The sequence below is a fragment of the Aquimarina macrocephali JAMB N27 genome (genome assembly GCF_000520995.1).
Taxonomy (GTDB): Bacteria; Bacteroidota; Bacteroidia; order Flavobacteriales; family Flavobacteriaceae; genus Aquimarina; species Aquimarina macrocephali.
Map to the genome: position 1 here is coordinate 72,699 of NZ_JACA01000005.1, position 19,711 is coordinate 92,409.

At 32.9% G+C, this 19,711-nt stretch carries 19 protein-coding genes and 1 tRNA gene; 13 read left to right on the forward strand and 7 right to left on the reverse strand.

The window, feature by feature from the left end; translation table 11 throughout:
- The first annotated feature begins 34 nt into the window (after positions 1–34).
- From Z054_RS32405 to Z054_RS0105455, 5 genes are all read left to right on the forward strand, one after another.
- On the forward strand, positions 35–1,948 hold the full coding sequence (locus Z054_RS32405) for an ADP-ribosyltransferase (protein ID WP_024769068.1): 1,914 nt from the start codon (positions 35–37) through the stop codon (positions 1,946–1,948).
- A complete protein-coding gene (locus Z054_RS0105440) occupies positions 1,948–2,454 on the forward strand; it encodes a hypothetical protein (RefSeq protein WP_024769069.1) in 507 nt (168 codons plus the stop codon). The genes Z054_RS32405 and Z054_RS0105440 overlap by 1 nt, the downstream gene beginning before the upstream one ends.
- 289 nt (positions 2,455–2,743) lie before the next feature.
- On the forward strand, positions 2,744–5,125 hold the full coding sequence (locus Z054_RS0105445; protein WP_051473679.1) for a hypothetical protein: 2,382 nt from the start codon (positions 2,744–2,746) through the stop codon (positions 5,123–5,125).
- Between the two features lie 154 nt (positions 5,126–5,279).
- The gene (locus Z054_RS0105450) at positions 5,280–5,744 is read left to right on the forward strand and encodes a DUF3291 domain-containing protein (RefSeq protein ID WP_035090726.1); all 465 of its coding nucleotides are present in this window, start codon (positions 5,280–5,282) and stop codon (positions 5,742–5,744) included.
- A gap of 54 nt (positions 5,745–5,798) precedes the next feature.
- On the forward strand, positions 5,799–6,686 hold the full coding sequence (locus Z054_RS0105455; RefSeq protein WP_084050116.1) for an AraC family transcriptional regulator: 888 nt from the start codon (positions 5,799–5,801) through the stop codon (positions 6,684–6,686).
- Here Z054_RS0105455 and Z054_RS31585 read toward each other — a convergent pair.
- Positions 6,683–6,829, reverse strand: coding sequence for a hypothetical protein (locus Z054_RS31585; protein ID WP_161635245.1), 147 nt, complete (start codon positions 6,827–6,829; stop codon positions 6,683–6,685). The genes Z054_RS0105455 and Z054_RS31585 overlap by 4 nt on opposite strands.
- 61 nt (positions 6,830–6,890) lie before the next feature.
- Positions 6,891–6,964, reverse strand: a tRNA-Met gene (locus Z054_RS0105465).
- A gap of 198 nt (positions 6,965–7,162) precedes the next feature.
- Here Z054_RS0105465 and Z054_RS0105470 point away from each other — a divergent pair.
- Positions 7,163–7,555, forward strand: coding sequence for an START-like domain-containing protein (locus Z054_RS0105470; RefSeq protein WP_024769073.1), 393 nt, complete (start codon positions 7,163–7,165; stop codon positions 7,553–7,555).
- A gap of 60 nt (positions 7,556–7,615) precedes the next feature.
- Positions 7,616–8,464: an aminotransferase class IV gene (locus Z054_RS0105475; protein WP_024769074.1), complete on the forward strand. Its 849-nt coding sequence runs from the start codon at positions 7,616–7,618 to the stop codon at positions 8,462–8,464.
- On the opposite strand, the gene Z054_RS0105480 is transcribed toward Z054_RS0105475, so the two are convergent.
- From Z054_RS0105480 to Z054_RS0105500, 5 genes are all read right to left on the reverse strand, one after another.
- On the reverse strand, positions 8,461–9,021 hold the full coding sequence (locus tag Z054_RS0105480) for a YqgE/AlgH family protein (protein WP_024769075.1): 561 nt from the start codon (positions 9,019–9,021) through the stop codon (positions 8,461–8,463). The two genes, Z054_RS0105475 and Z054_RS0105480, sit on opposite strands and share 4 nt — an antisense overlap.
- 133 nt (positions 9,022–9,154) lie before the next feature.
- Complete coding sequence (locus Z054_RS0105485; RefSeq protein ID WP_024769076.1) at positions 9,155–9,427, reverse strand: HU family DNA-binding protein; 273 nt, start codon at positions 9,425–9,427, stop codon at positions 9,155–9,157.
- 187 nt (positions 9,428–9,614) lie between these two features.
- Positions 9,615–10,562, reverse strand: a complete 948-nt coding sequence (gene fmt, locus Z054_RS0105490) for a methionyl-tRNA formyltransferase (RefSeq protein WP_024769077.1) — start codon at positions 10,560–10,562, stop codon at positions 9,615–9,617.
- On the reverse strand, positions 10,562–12,469 hold the full coding sequence (locus Z054_RS0105495; protein WP_024769078.1) for a RecQ family ATP-dependent DNA helicase: 1,908 nt from the start codon (positions 12,467–12,469) through the stop codon (positions 10,562–10,564). Before Z054_RS0105495 ends, fmt begins: the two co-directional genes overlap by 1 nt.
- Before the next feature lies 1 nt (position 12,470).
- The gene (locus Z054_RS0105500) at positions 12,471–13,028 is read right to left on the reverse strand and encodes an AAA family ATPase (RefSeq protein WP_024769079.1); all 558 of its coding nucleotides are present in this window, start codon (positions 13,026–13,028) and stop codon (positions 12,471–12,473) included.
- A 367-nt stretch (positions 13,029–13,395) separates the two neighbouring features.
- On the opposite strand from Z054_RS0105500, the gene Z054_RS0105505 reads away from it, so the two are divergent.
- The 6 genes from Z054_RS0105505 (at position 13,396) to Z054_RS0105530 (ending at position 19,645) form a co-directional block, all read left to right on the forward strand.
- Positions 13,396–14,688 (forward strand): PepSY-associated TM helix domain-containing protein, encoded by a 1,293-nt coding sequence (locus Z054_RS0105505; protein ID WP_084050119.1) that lies wholly within the window; start codon positions 13,396–13,398, stop codon positions 14,686–14,688.
- 280 nt (positions 14,689–14,968) lie between these two features.
- Positions 14,969–15,430: a (2Fe-2S)-binding protein gene (locus Z054_RS0105510; RefSeq protein WP_024769081.1), complete on the forward strand. Its 462-nt coding sequence runs from the start codon at positions 14,969–14,971 to the stop codon at positions 15,428–15,430.
- 20 nt (positions 15,431–15,450) lie between these two features.
- A complete protein-coding gene (locus Z054_RS0105515) occupies positions 15,451–17,616 on the forward strand; it encodes a xanthine dehydrogenase family protein molybdopterin-binding subunit (protein ID WP_024769082.1) in 2,166 nt (721 codons plus the stop codon).
- A 7-nt stretch (positions 17,617–17,623) separates the two neighbouring features.
- The gene (locus Z054_RS0105520) at positions 17,624–18,679 is read left to right on the forward strand and encodes an XdhC family protein (protein WP_024769083.1); all 1,056 of its coding nucleotides are present in this window, start codon (positions 17,624–17,626) and stop codon (positions 18,677–18,679) included.
- A complete protein-coding gene (locus Z054_RS0105525; RefSeq protein ID WP_024769084.1) occupies positions 18,657–19,274 on the forward strand; it encodes a nucleotidyltransferase family protein in 618 nt (205 codons plus the stop codon). The genes Z054_RS0105520 and Z054_RS0105525 overlap by 23 nt, the downstream gene beginning before the upstream one ends.
- Before the next feature lie 86 nt (positions 19,275–19,360).
- A complete protein-coding gene (locus Z054_RS0105530) occupies positions 19,361–19,645 on the forward strand; it encodes a DUF493 family protein (protein ID WP_024769085.1) in 285 nt (94 codons plus the stop codon).
- Positions 19,646–19,711: the final 66 nt, after the last annotated feature.

Sequence of the window (19,711 nt, forward strand, 5' to 3'; positions counted from 1 at the left end):
GATTCTTATAAGAATTAGTATTGAAAACGAGAATATGAAAGCAAATATATCAAAGGTCATACTTACTATCCTTTTCCTTTTTATTGGGTTGGTATCGGTAAAAGCAGAATGTAGTAATGAATGTTTGGCTAATATTTTTAAAACAGAGTTTGCTGAAAAAATATCAGGAAATGGATCAGAAAACCTTATAAAGTATTTTGAAGATAACACTACAAATGCTTACAAAGCCTGGAGAGTTTTATATAAAGCAGATAAGAATGTTGATCGTTTTGATCTTACTAATCTTACAGAACTTGCTGATTATATAACGAGTTCAAAAAAAGCACCTCATGTTATCGTTAAAGAAATTGAGGATGCTGGGGGGTATATCGCTTTTAAGAAAACAATGTTCTTACCTAATTTGGATTTAGAAAACCTCGATGGACGGGTTTTGAAAAAATTTGAACAGTACTTTGATGACATTTTAACTAAAGATGAACTTATAGCAGGTGTAAAAAATGAGCTTAACACTTTTGGTATTCCCGAGACTATTATACTTGAGATAGATAAAATTGATGATTTTTCTATATATAGGGATATCTTACGTAGTGGAGGGAAAGATTTATATGTTTTATCAAAATCTGATAATCCCGAATTAGTAGAATATGCAAGGACCCTCATTGAAGCACGTAGAAATCACCTTATTCATGATCATAAGCACTTTAAACATGCAATAAAAAATGCAGAGAATGTATTTAAATTACCCATTGTTAAAGGAAAAGATGTTACCAATGGTAGTGGTGGTTTGGGAACTCATTTTTTGGGTGAATTTAAGTTTGATGGTAAGCTAATTCCAGCTAGATTCAAATTTGACCGTAATGTAGATTATGATGCAATTGGTGAAATAGAAACTGTAACTAAAGGGTTAGAACCTTATGGAGGAGCCAAATTTTATAGCCGCATAAGGGTACAGGAACCTAATGGAGTATGGCAAGATGCCGTTGCCATGGAGGCAATTGATGGTTATGATTTATTTGCTCTTTATAGTAAGCAAAAAAACAAAGAAATACTTCCTATTAAAATCACTTCAGCTCATTTAAAAGCCTTCGATGATATCTTAGAACAACTGGCTAGAGATGGGAAAATCTTAGGAGATACTAATCTTGGTGATTTCATGTTGACCAAGGATCCTAAGCGTCCAATTGTATTTTTAGATATGCCCCTTACTAATGGAGGTAATGGAATTCAAAACCCTATTGCACCTGGTGGAATACCAATTCGTGAGACCATAAAAGAATTGCTCGACGAAGTGAAAAGTGAATTTTTAGAAGTCTTATCAAAGAATGAAAAGTTTAAAATACATTATGACGGTTTACTAAATAACCCCTCAAAAAGAAAATTTAAAGATGTTTTGTCTATAGAGGAAGAAGCAGTCTTGATATTTTATACTACTAATCCAGGGTATAAAAACCTTAATAAAGCATTAAGAAGTGAAATCGAAATGACGGAAGAGTTTATAGCTCAAGAAAAATTAATGAATCAAGCTTTAGCCAAATTGCCAAATTCATCATATAATCAGGCAGATGATCTTTTGTATAGAATAGAAAACTTAACAAATGATGAAATTAATACAATTTATAAAAAAGGAGATATAATCACTAAAAAAGGATTCTATTCCACTACTTATTCAAGAGATGCTATTAAATCAGCTATGGATAATCGTGTTCACACAGTTTTGATACGAATTAAAGGTAAAAATGGAAAATTAATTGAAGATTTATCAACGTTTGCTATAGAGAAAGAGGTTTTATTTAAATCCAATACAAGGTTTAAAGTAAATAAAATTTATACAGAGGAACATATATTGTTAGAAACAGGTTTATATAGTTCTATAGATGATATTATTAAGTTTGATGGAGCGTATAAAGAATTTGACATGATAAGAGTAATAGAATTGATTGAACTATAATGAATAAAAGAGATATAAATACGAGAATTTTATTTCTGAGAAATAAACTTAACCCAATTAAAAAAGAATATCGAAAAATAATTGAGGAGAGTCTTGGTATAAATAAAGATTTAAAAAACTTGGATGATTCTATAAAACAAAAATTATCGGATTTAAGAAACAAAATGCTACCATACAGAAAAGAACTTGTTGTTTTAAATAGAATGTTACTAAGTAATGAGGAAAAGAAAGAGAGACGTATAAATGGTATTGATTTTATGATGAAATTTTATGATGAAAATAATAACAAGATAAAAGCAGAGTATGGTAAGTTATATTTGAAATTACTGGATAAGATTAAGCCTCAGATAAAAAAGGATAAAAAAATAGCTGAAATCTATGTTTATCTAGATGAGAAAGATTTTCAATATAATATCCAAGAAGAATATTTAGATATTTTAGAACAAAAAACAGAATTCTCAGAATTCATTAAAAAGATCAAAGAATTATCTGGTAAAATAGAATGATTTTTATTACAAAATTTACATCTAACCTTTTAAAATCTCATCCATAAAATCACTGAAAACCGTGAATAGTTTTTCTTTTTTTAAGAGTAATATTGTAGTATAATAATTTGACTAAAAAGTATAGTTAGAACCAAATAAAAGGGGTTAGATCAATGCTTTTTTTTCAGAGAAATAAAAGGGCAGAGTATACTTAAAAAAGAGAGAAAAATAATCTTATTCATGTTATAAGAGAATTGTGGGGAAATTTAATATAAAATCATTTTTGAGTATACCAACTAAAATAAAGTTTTTGAATAAGCTATTATTAGTGTTTTTGGTATTTCCTTTTTTCTCTATTGCACAAACACTCGATTATGAAACAATTACTCAAAGTAAACCTTTAAAAGTTAGTGGTCAGGTTTCTGCCAGTGGAGTGTATTATAGTTCTAACCAAAATAATAACAGAGAACCCTTTACCTATTTTTTACAAGGCGCCCTTAACATCAATATTTATAGTTTTTCATTACCAATATCCTATAGTTTTTCGAATCAGGGAGAGAATCTGGGCTATCAATTACCCTTTGATTTTAATCGTATTAGTTTATATCCCAAATACAAATGGGTAACTGGTCATATTGGTAATATAAGTATGACCTTTTCTCCTTATACCTTAAGTGGTCATCAGTTTACCGGTGGAGGAGTCGACCTTACTCCCCCAGGAGCCTTCAAAATAAGTGCTATGAGTGGTCGTTTGCTAAAAGCAGTAGAGGATAATGAAGATGCAAGAACAATTCCTTCATATGATCGTATGGGATATGGACTAAAAACGAGTTTTGAAAAAGAGCGTTATAAAATAGGAATTATTGGTTTTTATGCCAAGGATAATCAAACCTCTATTGATTCGATTCCCGAAGCCAAAGGCGTATTACCTCAGGAAAATCTGGTAGTGAGTATAGAAGGAGAAGTTAAATTAGGAAAAAGTTTTAGTCTTCAAGCCGAATATGCTTCTACCGCGATTACCAAAGATACCCGAGCCGAAGAAGCCGATAATACGGATATCTCCCCGATCGCTACTTTTTTTAATAATCGAGCTTCTACAGAATATTATACCGCTATAAAAACACGTTTAGGCTATGGTGTAGGGCGAGTAAACCTTGGATTGGGATACGAACGTATCGAACCTGGATATGAAACCCTGGGAGCGTATTATTTTAATAATGATTTTGAAAACATCACCTTAGATGCCTCTAATACCTTTTTTAAAGACAGATTGACCTTAGCTCTTAATATAGGCTATCAAAGAGATGATCTGGATAACTTAAAGGCCAATAACACCAATCGTACAGTTGGCTCGTTAAATGCGACCCTTTCTGTATCAGATAGATTAAATATTTCTGGTATGTACTCTAACTTTAGCACATATACCAATATCAAACCCAATCAATTTGATGAGATTAATGATGCCGACCTTTTGGATGAACAGATAGAGGAGTTGGATTACAAACAATTATCGCAAACCGCTACGGTAACGATCAACTATGTACTTTCAGGAAAAAAGACCTCTCGCCAGAATCTCACGATGAATTATGCACTCAATGATGTCTCAAATGAACAAGGCGGTGTGGTTAGATTAGGAGATGCTTCTACTTTTCATAATATGAATTTGGGTCATACGATAGATTTTTCAGAAAGAAGCCTAAATATCAGCACCTCGGTTAACGGGACTTATAATACTATTGGCAGAGAAGAAGCAACGACCTGGGGACCTACCTTGAGTGTTGGTAAGCGGTATTTTAAAAAAACACTGAACACCCAACTTTCTGCAGGATATAATAGTTCTACAAGTACTACATCTACTACAAGTGTTACCAATCTACGAGGAGCTGTGACCTATACCTTAAAAGAGAGGCACAACTTCAACCTTAATGCCGTACAGTTATTTAGAAGTGGAGGTAATAATGGACAATTAAGTGAATTTACAGCTACTTTTAGTTATAATTATGCATTTGGACTAAAGAAGCCTAAAATCAATTTCAATAAAAAACCTAAAAAGGCAAAAGAGGCTAATGATTCTATCAAGATTCAGTATAGAAAATATCGTTATGAAGGACTCCCAATAGATATCACACCAGAGTTATTAGCACTACCCGAGAAAGAAGGTTTTGCACATATCATCAAAGATAAAAGAGGGAGGCTAAGCGACCTGGGAGAACAACTAGAAGAAACCGAGCAGAAGGATAAAAGAGTATACAAAGAGGTTGCTATCAGTTACCTTAAGGCGATGAATCTTTATTTTGATTTTGCAGAGTTTTACAATGAGAAAATATATGAATCGTACCTAAAACTAGTTCGTGAAGCACAGGAGATTGATCGCCAAATCAGGGATGAGTTTACCGTATTGAGTGCAAGAATCAATAGTGCAGAAGAAAAAAACCAGGAAGATCTGGATAGACAGAAAGTATTAGAGAAGCGCTACGAATCCCATACCGAACTATTACAATCATTATTAAAATGGGATTTAAAACCAGAAGATATCGAATATCCCGAAGGAGATATTAAGACACTAAAAAGACACAATGCATCAAAAGTCTTCTCTATGTATCAAAATGAGAAACCAGAAAGAGATATCGTAAAGTTTATCGAAATACGATTGGCAGATGTATTTCATAAACTATTAAAAGAAGAAAACTAGTTTCGACACTAATATTCAGGCCTCATTTTTATAACCTAAAGATAGAATTCTGTGAAAAGTACAGAAAGAACTGTGATCCTTATATAAATTCATAAACTACCTATCTCTAATTTTGAATACTGATACTGTAACAATGCAGTGAAAAATTAAAATTATGAGTAAAAAGTATATTGCAGAAATTAATATTGCCAAAATGAAAGCTCCGCTGGATTCTCCTTTACTAAAAGAATTTGTAGATTTTCTAGAACCGATTAATAAACTGGCTGATGAGAGCCCAGGATTTGTATGGAGATTAAAGGATGATGATGGCAGTTCTGCCGCAAATATAGAATCTCCTTTAGAAGATGATATGATGCTTATTAACATGTCTGTTTGGGAAGATCTTACATCTCTTAAAAACTTTGCCTACGGTACTGTGCATAGCTATTTTGTGAGGGATGGTAGAAAATGGTTTGAAAGAATGAAAAGCCCACACATGGTATTATGGTGGATAGATCGTGATCATATACCAACAACAGAAGAAGCCTTATCTAAATTGAAACATCTAGAAGAATATGGACAGACTTCTGACGCCTTTAATTTTAAAAAGATTTTTAATAGTATAGGTGAAGAAATTTAAGTTTATGATTTTATGTTTATATTGATGAGAGAATAAAGTAATGAATAAGGATATATGATGTCTGTAAAAGCAATAGAAAAGATACCAAATTACCATTTGTATGGTGATAAGATAGAAGGTGAGGTTGCCTCATTTTTTAATATGAGACGCCTAGAGGAATCATCTAATGGCCTTAATACTACGGCGCATCATCCTCATCGACATTTTAATCTCTTTCAGATCATTTGGGTAACCCATGGGTGTGGAAACATCATGATAGATGAAGAAATGTATAAAATGGAGAAAGGAACACTATTTTATATTCACCCAGGGGTAGTTCATGCATGCGAAAATTCTAATGATTTTAAAGGATTTGTATTGCATTTCTCACCAGATGTTTTGTTATCACATACCAGAGCGAATACCAGTTTTGAAATTATAAATATGACAATACATAATACATCTTTAGTAGTGCAAACTAATAAGGAAGAAAAAATGATTAGTAGTAGTATTACAGCCCTTTGGAAAGAATTTACTAATGACTATGTTGAGAAAGATCAGATCATTAAAAATCATCTTAATATTTTGATGATCCATATCCAACGACAGATGCATAATGATCAGAGTTTTGGAGATGGTACATCGGGTAATATGATTGTGAAGTCTTTTAAAAAGTTAATCGAACAAGATTATAAAAAAGAAAGAAGCGTTAGCTATTACGCTTCTTTACTACATATTACACCAACCTATCTAAACGATACAGTAAAGAAATCAACAGGAAAAACAGCAGGAGAATTGATTAGAGAACGTGTTGTTTTAGAGGCTAAGCGACTTCTGATTTTTAGCAAAAAAAGTATATCCGAGATTGCTTTTGAGTTACATTTTGAAGATTCTGCCTATTTCTGGAAGTTTTTCAAGAAATATGTATCTATTTCTCCAAAATCTTTTAGAGAAAAACATTAATTAGTAATGGGATGTGCTGCTAGAGATGGCTTACGCACTTCAATAAATGCCAGAGTAAACCCAATAACTTCCAAAGGAAGGCTTATGATCTGAACAATATCGGCATTATGATCGGTAAATATCCCCACAACATAAAAATACATTTTCTGAATTAAATAAAAAAAAGCTGACTTATATAAGTCAGCTTTTCCTTTTTTATTCCTGTAGCGAGAGGGGGGCACGATCCCCCGACCTCCGGGTTATGAATCCGACGCTCTAACCAACTGAGCTACCTCGCCATATTCCTTATTTTAGTATAAAAAAACTATTTAAAACAGCTTCTTTTTATAGAACACTTTTTGTAGTACTCCTAAGGAGGGTGCAAATATAAAAACAAAATGGATTGACGCAAACAATAATGCATAATTAATTTTTTTTTCAATGTACTTTTAAAGTCGATAATTAATCTATATATTGGCTTACCAACAATTAATGATATGTCTGAAAAAATAAAATATGAACTTGAATTTGTGGTACAGTCGTCGCCGCAACTATTATATCAATATATATCTACTCCTTCTGGTCTCTCAGAGTGGTTTTCTGATAATGTAAACTCAAGAGGGGAGTTGTTTACATTTATCTGGGATGATTCTGAAGAGGAAGCAAAACTTTTAAGCAAAAAAAGTGGTGAGCGAATAAAATTTAGATGGGTAGAAGATGAAAATGATGGAAATGATTATTTCTTTGAAATGCGTATTCAGGTTGATGAAATAACCAAAGACGTTTCTCTTATGGTTACTGATTATTCTGAAGATGATGAAATGGACGAAAGTAAAATGTTATGGGATAATATGATAGGGAATCTAAAACAGGTATTAGGCTCAGCATAATTCTTCTTTTTATAATAAAAATCTATACCCCATAAACATTAAAATTTATGGGAATTTTTTATGGTTAATATCAACGGAAATTTACTAGAAGATCATAAAGCAGTATTGGCTATTGATAATAGAGGATATGCATATGGAGACGCTTTATTTGAAACTATCAGAGTTAATTCTGGTACTATTTTATTTTGGGAAGATCACTATTTTCGATTAATGGCTTCAATGCGTATTCTTAGAATGCAAATCCCTATGTCATTTACTCCAGAATTCTTAGAAAAAGAAATCATAGATCTTGTCACTGCAAATGGGTTAACAAATTCTTCGGTAAGGATAAAATTAATGGTGAATAGAGTCTCTGGCGGGCTATATACGCCCGCTTCTAACGATATCGAATACAATATATTGGTTTCTAAGTTAGAATCCAGTTTCTATACGATTCCTGATCAGAAGTATGAAGTTACTCTTTTTAAAGATCATTATATCAATACAGATATCCTATCTACTTTAAAATCAACAAATAAACTGGTTAATGTTCTTGGTGGAATTTTTGCCAAAGAAAATGGCTTTGATAATTGTTTGTTAATCAACTCTGAAAAAATGATTATTGAAGCTTTGAACGGAAATTTATTTCTTGTAAAAGGTAATACAATAAAGACACCTCCAATAGCAGATGGGTGTCTAAAAGGGATACTAAGAACTCAGTTGATAAGAATTCTTGAGAAATTACCAGAATATCAAATAGAGGAAGCTTCTATTTCTCCTTTTGAGTTACAAAAAGCAGATGAATTATTTATTACTAATGTAATTACAGGAATTTTACCAATTACCAAGTTTAGGAAAAAGGAGTATACTTCTAAAACAAGTAAGAGATTATTAGGAATATTAAATACCAGGATAAGATTAGGGGATTAATTGTATGTAGGATTCTCTGGAGCATTAGACCAAAGGACATATTCTCCTCCTAGTTCTATCATTTTTTCTTTCCAGAAAGTATCACAGGACTTTCCGAAAATATTCTTTTTGTAATTATTTTCTACAATTACCCATGAGTTGGCTTCAAGTTCTTGATTAAGTTGCTTAGAATCCCAACCAGAATATCCTAAGAAAAACCTGATTTCATTTGGAGTGATTTTATCTTCAACAATAAGCTGGGAGACAATAGAGAAATCTCCTCCCCAATAAATACCGCCAGATATTTCTACACTGTTAGGAATTAAATCGGGAACTTTATGTATAAAGTATAGGTTATCTTGTTCAACTGGTCCACCATTATAAATCTTAAACTCTATTTCAATTTCTGGAACCAGATCAGCAAGAAAATACTCAAGTGGTTTGTTCATTATAAAGCCAATGGACCCCTGTTCACTATGATCAGCCAAAAGGACCACCGAACGGTTAAAAGACACATCTCCTATAATAGACGGCTCAGCGATTAATAAATGTCCTTTTGATGGTTGTAGTGATATCATACTAACAATTTAACTTATCTTAAATCTAAATAATTATTTCTAATAATCAAAGTAGTTAGGAGTTTTTTGCCGAAAAATCATAAAAAAAACTCCCAAATTTGGGAGCTTTTAAATAATATCGAAAACGAACTGATTAGTTTACCGAACTTGATAAATCAGCACCAGCCTTAAACTTAACAACGTTTTTAGCAGCGATTTTAATAGTCTTACCAGTTTGTGGATTTCTACCTTCTCTTGCAGCTCTTCTAGAAACTGACCAAGATCCAAATCCTACTAAAGAAACACGTCCTCCTTTTTTAAGAGTACCTTCAACGTTTCCTAAGAAAGATTCTAAGGCTTTTTTAGCCGCTGCTTTAGTAATTCCAGCGTCAGCTGCCATTGCATCGATTAATTCTGTTTTGTTCATAATTCTGTTTTTAAATTAATTGTTGGTTAAACCAATCTATTATGTTAAACGCTTTACAAATTTATACGGATTTATGATTCATGCAAGGATTGGCCCAGTAAATACAGGGATTTGTTGATAACTCAATGCGATTGTTAATAACCAATGTTGTTTTAGATAGATTTTTAAACCCTATATTACATAGGGGCTAACACATTTTTGCATCTCTATAAAAGACATAACCATTCAATAATGCTTTTGACTCCATTGCTTTTTTACCGGGCAGTTGAAGTTTTTTCAATATAATGTATCCTTTTTTTACTGCTATCTTGATTGTCGAATCTTCGATAATAATTTTACCTATATCATATGTATGAGCCTCTTCAATAGGTTGAGCATTGTATATTTTTATTTTTTCAGACCCCCCTTTATTGTACAATTCACACCAGGCAGCAGGATAGGGACTTAATCCTCTAATCAGATTATGAATAGTATATATGTCCTCTTCCCAATTAATTCTGGTATTCTCACGATTTAGTTTATATGCTGTTTTAAAAGCACTGTCTTTTGGTTGTGGGCTTACCGTTACCGAATCATTTTCTATTGCTTGTATAGTCTCTAATACCAGATCGGCACCTTTTTCCATTAGTTTATCATGTAGTACTCCTGCGGTATCATCATTTTTTATTTCAACTTCTTTCTGAAAAATAAGATGACCGGTATCTATTTTTTCATCAATAAAAAAAGTAGTAATTCCTGTTTTTTGCTCTCCATTAATAACAGCCCAGTTAATCGGTGCTGCACCTCTATAATCAGGAAGAAGAGATGCGTGTAAATTAAAAGTTCCATATTCGGGCATACTCCAAACTATTTCCGGAAGCATTCTAAATGCAACGACGATATTAAGATTAGCACCCAAAGCTTTTAACTCTTCAATAAAATGCTCATCTTTTAGATTTGTTGGTTGAAGAACGTTTAGATTTTTGGATAACGCATATTCTTTAACAGCAGATGCTTTAAGTTTTCTACCTCTTCCCGCCGGTTTATCGGGGGCAGTAATAACACCAACTACAGTATACTTGTTTTCTATTATTGTTTTTAAGGTCTCAACAGCAAAATCCGGTGTCCCCATAAACAGGATTCGTAAGTCTCTCATTATTTTTGTACTAATTGATAGTGGTTATCGTGATTAATCCTTATAATTTGGTGTTCGTTCATTTCCCGCAATACTCGTAATGCTAATTTTTCGGGATATGCTAACTGTGTCAGTAAATCTCTTGAAGATAAGTTTTTTCTTTCTAAAAGTCTTATAATATCTTCTTGTATTTTATAGAGATCTGCTGAAGTGGAATTACTTTTTTTAGTGATGCAAAAACTACAGATACCACAATCTGTAGTATCTTTTTCTCCAAAATAATGAAGTAATTGCCTGCTTTTGCATTCAGTATTATTTCCTGTAAATCTTAATATCGCTTCTACCTTCTTTGTTTTTGAAGTATTTTGTTTTATTAGATGGTGTTTAATGCGATTGATTGTATGGTCATCTTCTCTTGGTAATAAGAAAATAATTTCTGCATCAGAAATTTTGTATATAAACTCTAGTAATTCGGCTTCTTGTAGTTTATTTAATACATTAACTATTTCTGCTTCGGGTTTCCCTACTTTTGAAGCAATCAAAGGCAGATTAATTGTCACTTTTTCATCAAAGATACCGCCGTAAGTTCTAAGAATAGCTTTGGTAATTAGTTGATACTCTATGTTATTTTCTAGAAATTCTAAAAGATGATTTCCCGTCGTAAGAATATAAACACTACTTTTTTTGGTAAATCGTTGCGTAAACCTAATTACACCACAGCGATCCAAAAATTGTAACGTATTGTAGGCAATGAGCGTATTTAACTCATAAGTTTTACAAAACGTATTGAATTCAAAATTATGAACAGTTTGCTCACCTTCACCATATGATATTTGAAAATAGTTACACAGTCTTCGATATACTAGTTTTACTTCATCTACATCGGGTAATACTTTTATAAATTGATTGTGTAATCTTTGATTATCATTTGTGTTTTTTAAAAGATAGGCAAAAGATTGCTTGCCATCACGACCTGCTCTTCCCGCTTCCTGAAAATAACTTTCTATACTTTCTGGGGTTGTATAATGAATCACTGTCCGCACATTGGGTTTATCGATTCCCATTCCAAAGGCATTTGTAGCAACCATTACTCTAATTTCTTCTTTTAACCATTGGTTAAAACGTTTAGTTTTTTCTTGCGCATCCACACCACCATGATAGTATGTTGCCAAATATCCACTTGCATTAAGAAAATCACTTAATTCAACCGCAGATTTTCTATTTCGTACATAAACGATAGATGTTCCCGGGTATTTATCTAAAATCTGAGTGAGTTTATGATTTTTATCGACTACATTTTCTACCCTGTATCCCAGATTAGGTCTAAAAAATGATTGTTTAAATATTTTGGGTTGAAAAAGATCCAGTTCTAGTACAATATCATCTACTACTTCTTTGGTGGCAGAAGCGGTTAATGCAATTACAGGTACAGAAGGATGTATTTTTCTTAGTACTTCTATTTTTTTGTAAGATGGCCTAAAATCATTTCCCCATTGTGAAATACAATGAGCCTCATCTACTGCAATAAGATTAATATTCATTTGCTTTAATCGCTCTTGCACAATGTCTTGCTGAAGACGTTCTGGCGAAAGGTATAGGAATTTATAATTGCCATAAATACAATTATCAAGCAAAGTATCTAATTCTGAATATTTAATACCGCTAGGTAGAGCAATTGCTTTTATATTTTTTTGCTGAAGATGCAGTACCTGATCTTGCATTAATGCAATTAATGGCGAAATAACAATGCAGATACCTTCCATTATTAAAGCAGGCACCTGGAAACAAATTGATTTTCCTCCACCTGTGGGTAGCAATGCAAAAGTATCTTCTCCTTCCAATACCGAAGCTATAATCTCTTCTTGTAATGGCTTAAAGCTATCGTGTTTCCAATACTGCTGTAATATTTTAAGAGGAGACTTTAGCAAATTATTTTATGTTTTTGAGGATAAAATCATAACGTTCCTGTACAGTTCCAAAAGGTACTTCAAAACAATCATAACCTAATTGATTATAAATTTCTAACAGATGATGATGAATTTCTTCTGCTTGTTCAAAACTCTCATAGCGTTCATTGTCGGATACATAAATATCTTCCCATGGTGGTAGTAGAAATACCTGATCATACATATGCTTTTTACAAGCATTTATAAAATCATCGCTATAGGGCTGGTCAAAATAGTTCATATAGGCCAAAACATCTGGTATGCCTCTATCATAAAATGTGAGATCTTCTTTTTGGGATATGGCATCTTTAAATTGATCGACCCTTCCGTTAAGGATTTGTGTATTAAATTGATAAGGATCAGAAACAGAAATTATGGGATTAGAAACAATAACTTTAGAATCATCACTTTTTAAAGCTTCTTTAGTCATACTTCGTATAATCTCATGAAAACAGAAAAATTTTGCTTCTTCAAGTTTATGGATAACCGAGGTTTTCCCTGTTCCGGGTGCTCCGGTAATTACAATTCTTTTCTTTGTCAAAGGAATAATTTTGGTGCAAATTTCGTAATTATAAAAGGATTTTGAAAAGAAGTTGTTTAAAGTTTTTATATTCTAACAAACAGAAACAATTTGATGTATAGTATGGTAGTTGCTAAAATCAAATAGATAAAATTATATTTTACATGTATTGGGATAAAATCGATCGTTATTTTCTCTCAATAACATCTACACCTCGATGAAATGCAAATATTGAGTTTTTAACAGGATGTCGAAATGGATATTCAATTTGAAGGAATAATCAAGTCATTCAGCAAAAAGATTTTATGTAGAGAGCATGATTGTTTTACTTTAATGATAGAAGGCATTAGAACGTGTAATATAGTATGTACTTAAGAATTAGAAAAAAGTGAAAAAGAAGTTGTTTTTAATACATGGGTGGATTGGTAATCAATTAGGCATACTCTTTTTTATAATTTGTTTTTCTGGAACAATCTCTACTATTAGTCATGAGTTAGATTGGTTAATTCAATCAAATTATAGAGCTACACCACAATCAACTTTTGTTTCAAGAAATGTTATTTCAAATAATTTTGCGAGGACATATCCAAAAGCTAAAATCACCTATTGGATACGACATGATGAGCCTTACCTATGTGATTTGTTGTATAAAGAAGAGGATAATAAGCTTTCGTTTGTATTTGCAAACCCTTATACAGGAGAGATTCAGGGAGAAACTAGTCTTATGGCTCAACTTTATCTAAGGGATTTACATTATTATCTCTTTATACCTTTTCAGATAGGAAATTACATTGTCTTACTTTTTGGATTTCTCATGCTTGTTTCGGTAATTTCTGCTCTTTATTTTTATAAATCCTGGTGGAAAAAGCTTTTTACACTTGATATAAAAAAAGGGTCAAATAAATTTAGTAGAAGCTTACATAGGGTAGTTGGTTTATGGACTATTCCTTTTATTTTTCTTATTGTGATCATTAGTAGCTGGTATTTTGCAGAACGTGCAAATATTGCGGGTATTAAACCAATGGTAAACCCTAAACATATAAAATTAGATATTCTTAATTATCAAAAAGAGGAGAAGAGTTCGTTTCCTTTTAATATAGATTATGATAAGGCAGTTAAGATTGCAGAAGAAGCTATTCCTCATCTTAAAGTAAAAAATATTTCTCCTGCTATTGATTCTACCGAAACAATATATTTAATGGGAAATAGTAATGTTCCATTAGTTAGGCAAAGAGCAAACCGTGTGTATATCAATCCATATAATTATAAAATAGAACATATACAAAACGCCGCAACCAGTACTACTATTATGTGGATTAATGATATTGTAGATCCTTTGCACTTCGGGTATTGGGGAGGGATAACAACTAAAATAATTTGGTTCATTTTTGGACTTTTTATTTCAATCTTGATACTTTCTGGTATCTATATTTCTTTAAAGAGAAAGGCTCGATTGAAACAGAAAGGTATGATTGAAAAAATATCTGTAAACGCTATAAATACAATAATTACTAGTTGTTTGTTTTACTTTATGCTAAAACGATTACATACAAGATACGAAGCTACTATTTTGGCCCATTGTGTAATCTTTATTTTCTGGACAGCAGTATTTGCTTTATTATATTATTTATTAGTTTTTAAAATAAGAAAAACGAGAAGTGTAGAAAACAAAATTAATTAGGTTACTCCATATCGTGCTATAAAATACAGTTCGTAAATGCTAAATCGAAAACGGATGGATTTTGATATGCTGAATTTTATATATAGAATGATATAGTATATATACGACATTAATAAGAAGTGAATATTATGTATATAAAATGATTCTCAGGAATCATAATAATTTGTAATGATCTGTTAAAGTTGGATCAACGAAGTGAATTTTTAGTAACTTCAATAGCAATTGATATGCATTTGCTTTATTTAGACTAGTTAAATACAAATCTTAAAAATTAATACTCATGCCTGTTTATAATTTAAAAATTAATGGTCAATCTCACAGTGTTGAGGCGGATCAGGATACTCCTCTTTTATGGATATTAAGAGATCACCTTGATATGGTTGGCACCAAATTTGGCTGTGGTATAGGTCAATGCGGTGCATGTACTATACATGTAGACGGTTCTGCTAATAGAAGCTGCTTGCTTCAGGTTTCTATGGTAGAAAATATGGAAATTACTACGATCGAAGGCTTATCTGAAGATGCCTCACATCCCGTTCAACAAGCCTGGAAAGAAGTAGATGTACCACAATGCGGGTATTGCCAGGCGGGACAAATGATGTCTGCCGCTGCTTTCTTAAAACAAAATGCAAACCCGAATAAATCAGAAATCAGGGATGCAATGAGCGGTAATATATGTAGATGTGCATCTTACAACAGAATAGAAGAAGCTGTAGAAGTTGCTGCCAGTAAAATGAGTTAACCCATTTAAATTTTAAACGTATGAAAAATAATGCATCACCTTCATTCGGTAGAAGGTCATTTATAAAAACATCGGCATTGGCTGGTGGCGGAATGTTAATTGGGTTTAATTTATTTCAGGCATGTAAACCTGAAGCAACACCACCTGTTGATATACCTATTGATATTTCTCAATTAAACTTTAATGATTTTAATGCCTTTATCAAGATAGCTGATAATGGAATGGTAACTATCTTCTCTCCAAATCCAGAAATAGGGCAGGGGGTTAAGACTTCTATGCCAATGCTTATTGCAGAAGAACTTGATGTGTCATGGGATAATGTTCATGTAGCTCAAGGTGCATTGGATACCAAAAACTTTACAAGACAAGTAGCTGGAGGAAGCCAGTCTCTTAGACAAGGGTGGGAACCACTACGCCAAACAGGAGCTACAGCCAGACAGATGTTAGTTAATGCAGCAGCAGCCAAATGGGGAGTAGATGCTTCAGAATGTAAAACAGAAAATGGTGTAATTATAAATGCCAATGGCGATACACTTGGATATGGAGAAGTCGTTAAAGAAGCAGCAGCCCTCGAAGTACCAGAAAATATAACATTAAAAGACCCTAAAGATTTTAAAATCATAGGAAAAGATATTCCTAATGTAGATGTTGATAAGATTATTACCGGAAAGTCTCTTTACGGAATGGATTATAAAGAAGACGGAATGGTATATGCTTCGGTATTAAGACCTCCTGCTTTTGGTAAAATGTTGATTGATTTTGATGATACTGCTGTTAGAGCAATTTCAGGAGTGCATGATGTGGTTAAGTTTGGGGATAAAATTGCAGTCTTAGCAAAAGATACCTGGACCGCAATGAAAGGAAAAAAAGCATTGAAAGCTAATTGGACTTCAGATTCAAAATTAGAAAATACAGAAGATCATGATAAAATATTGATAGGTCTTCTTAATGGTAAAGAATTTAACACACTACGTTCCGATGGGGATGTTAAAAAAGCATTTGCTCAGGCAGATCAGGTGATCGAGAGAACTTATGAATCTCCGTTCTTACCCCATAATTGTATGGAGCCTATGAATTTCTTTGCAGATGTTACTCCAGAAAAAATTCGTTTAGTGGGGCCTATACAAACACCGGCAGGTACAGCGCGTAGGGTTGCCAGTTTGTTAGAACGCGACCCAGAAGATGTCTCTGTAGAAATGACCAGAATGGGAGGTGGTTTTGGAAGACGACTCTATGGGGATTTTGCTTTGGAAGCAGCAGAAATATCAAAAATTGCCCAAAAACCTGTCAAAGTAGTATATTCTAGAGAAGATGATATGTCTGCAGGGATATATCGTCCGGCAATAAAATATAAAATCAGTGCATCAATTAAAGATGGTAAAATTAGTGGATATCATCTTAAGGAAGCTTCTGTAAATTCGAATATGTATGGGTTGATCCCTAATTTTTTTCCAGCTGGAGCTATTGAAAATTATCAGGTAGATGTCGCTAATTACAATAGTGAAATTACAACAGGAGCGTGGAGAGCCCCGTATACTAATTTCTTGTCTTTTGCAGAACAAAGCTTCTTTGATGAATTGGCCGAACTATTAGAAATTGATCGTATTCAACTTCGTTTGGACTTACTACAGAAAGTAAAAGGAACCACAGACGATAGAATCCAGTATTCACCAGAACGATTAGAGAAAGTAATACAAGTGGCTGTAGATAAATCAGGATGGGGAAAAGCAAAAGAAGGAACTTATCAGGGGTTTAGTGCATATTATTGCCATAATACCCATGTAGCAGAGGTAGCAGATGTAGTATTAGAGAATGATATTCCTGTAGTTAAAAAAGTTACTTGCGTGGTAGATTGTGGAATCGTTGTGAACCCGCTAGGGGCTAAAAACCAGATTGAAGGAGGAGTTATTGATGGAGTAGGTCATGCGATGTATGGTGATTTTTCATTTAAAGATGGGGTGCCGCAAGACAAGAATTTTGATACATATCGTTTAATTCGTATTAATGAAACTCCTGTGGTCGAAACACATTTTGTAGAAAGTGATATTGCTCCAACAGGATTAGGAGAACCTACATTGCCTCCTGCAGGAGCTGCTGTAGCAAATGCAATTAAGGCTGCAAAAGGAATACGATTATATAAGCAACCTTTTATTAAAAATATGAACTCCAAAGCGCCATTGGGATAGTACGCTTATGACACACGAATTCAAAGAAATAATAGAGTCTTATCATAAAGCCAAACAGCAGGGAATACCTGCTGTTATGGCTACTGTAGTAGATGTAGAAGGGTCTTCTTATAGAAGACCAGGGGTTGGTATGCTAATTCTTCAAAATGGAAAAATGACAGGTGCTGTAAGTGGAGGATGTGTTGAAAAAGAAGTACTACGACAATCACAATCTGTATTTGCATCCGGAGAATCAAAAATGATGACTTATGATGGTAAATATAGATTAGGGTGTGAAGGATTACTATATATTTTGATTGAGACTTTTGATATTAGCTATATTGGGATCGAGGCCATACAGAAACATTTAAAATCCCGAGTGCCATTTGAGATTACCTCCTGGTATTCTAAAATGGATGAGGTAACTTCTATAATGGGATCGATTGTTCAATTTAAAGGAGGCCAGGCACTCTCTTTTTCGCATGAAATTGAACCAGATAATAGCTTAGATGATTTTATAAGGGAAATACAACCTTGTTTCAGGTTGATAATTATAGGTACAGAACATGATGCTGTACAATTATGTCAGTTAGCATCGGCTACTGGATGGGAAGTAGCTATTGTTGGCTCTCCACAACATCTTAAGAGATTAGAAGATTTTCCCGGAGCCAAAGAAGTGATACATAGTGCTCCAGAAGATTTAAGTATGGATCATATAGATGATCAGACAGCTATTGTTTTAATGTCTCATAATTTTGCTAAAGATTTATTATATCTCCAAGCGTTAAAAGAAACCAAACCGACGTATATTGGATTATTAGGACCAGCACAACGCAGAGAAAAATTATTGTCTGCTTTTATAGAGTATTTTCCCGAGGTTACAGATAAATTTTTGGATACTGTTCATGGCCCTGCAGGTTTAAATCTGGGAGCAGAAACTCCTCAGGAAATCGCAATTTCTATAATTGCCGAAATATTATCTGTGATTAGAGGCCAAAACCCGATACCATTACAAGAGAAAAAAGGAGCGATTCACGATGATCCTAAAAGGAAAAAAATAAATGTCATTTCTACCAAAACCTAAAATAGCACAACTTATCCTTGCAGCAGGTTCCTCGAGTAGAATGGGAGAACCAAAACAAGTATTGCCGTGGAATAACACTACATTAATTGGCCATGCAATACAAAAGGCATTATTAGTACAAAAAACAGCAATCTATGTGGTTTTGGGAGCACATTATGACACTATATATAAAGAAATTTGTCATTTTCCTGTTACAATACTCAGAAATACAAAATGGCAATCAGGAATGGGATCTACAATACGTTCTGGGGTTATGGCAATACAACAGGACAAATTACCGTATGATGGAGTTTTGATTTCATTGGTAGATCAACCATTATTAGATACAACTCATTTTAATTCGTTAATTACTAAGTTTAGCGAAGAACCAAGTGCCATTATCGCCACAGATTTGGGCTTTGGTATTGGGGTTCCTGCAATTATTCCTTCTAAGTACTTCTATGAATTATCGCAATTACAAGCAGATTTTGGCGCGCGATACCTTATTAAAAAACATATAGATAATATAAATACAGTTGATGCTATTGGTAAAGGAATAGATATTGATACGATAGCACAATATACTGCTATGGTAAAAAGCAATTTTTCTTCTTAAAAAAGTAAAAGGAGTTTATAGGTAACTTCGTTTTTATAAATCATAAATGTATCTTTGGTCTAAATTTTGATTTGATAAATGATACTATGAAAGACCCTGAAGAGTTTTATAAAAAATTAAAAGAACAACTGGCAAACACATCACTTTGGCCAACTTCATATTTATATAAGTTTATTGTACCTACAAATGCTGAAAAGATTGAACAAATCGAAGTAATTTTTGATAATCTGGGTGCGGTAATTCATACAAAACAATCTAAAAATGCTAAGTATACCAGTGTGTCTATCAATGTTAGAATGAAAAACCCTGATCAGGTGATTAATAAATATAAAGAAGTTGCTGAAAAAGTAGAGGGGGTAATTTCGTTATAGTAACCACTTAAAAAAAGATACTATAAAGTGTTAGAATGACAAATTCTCGGGTAAGTATAAAACTTG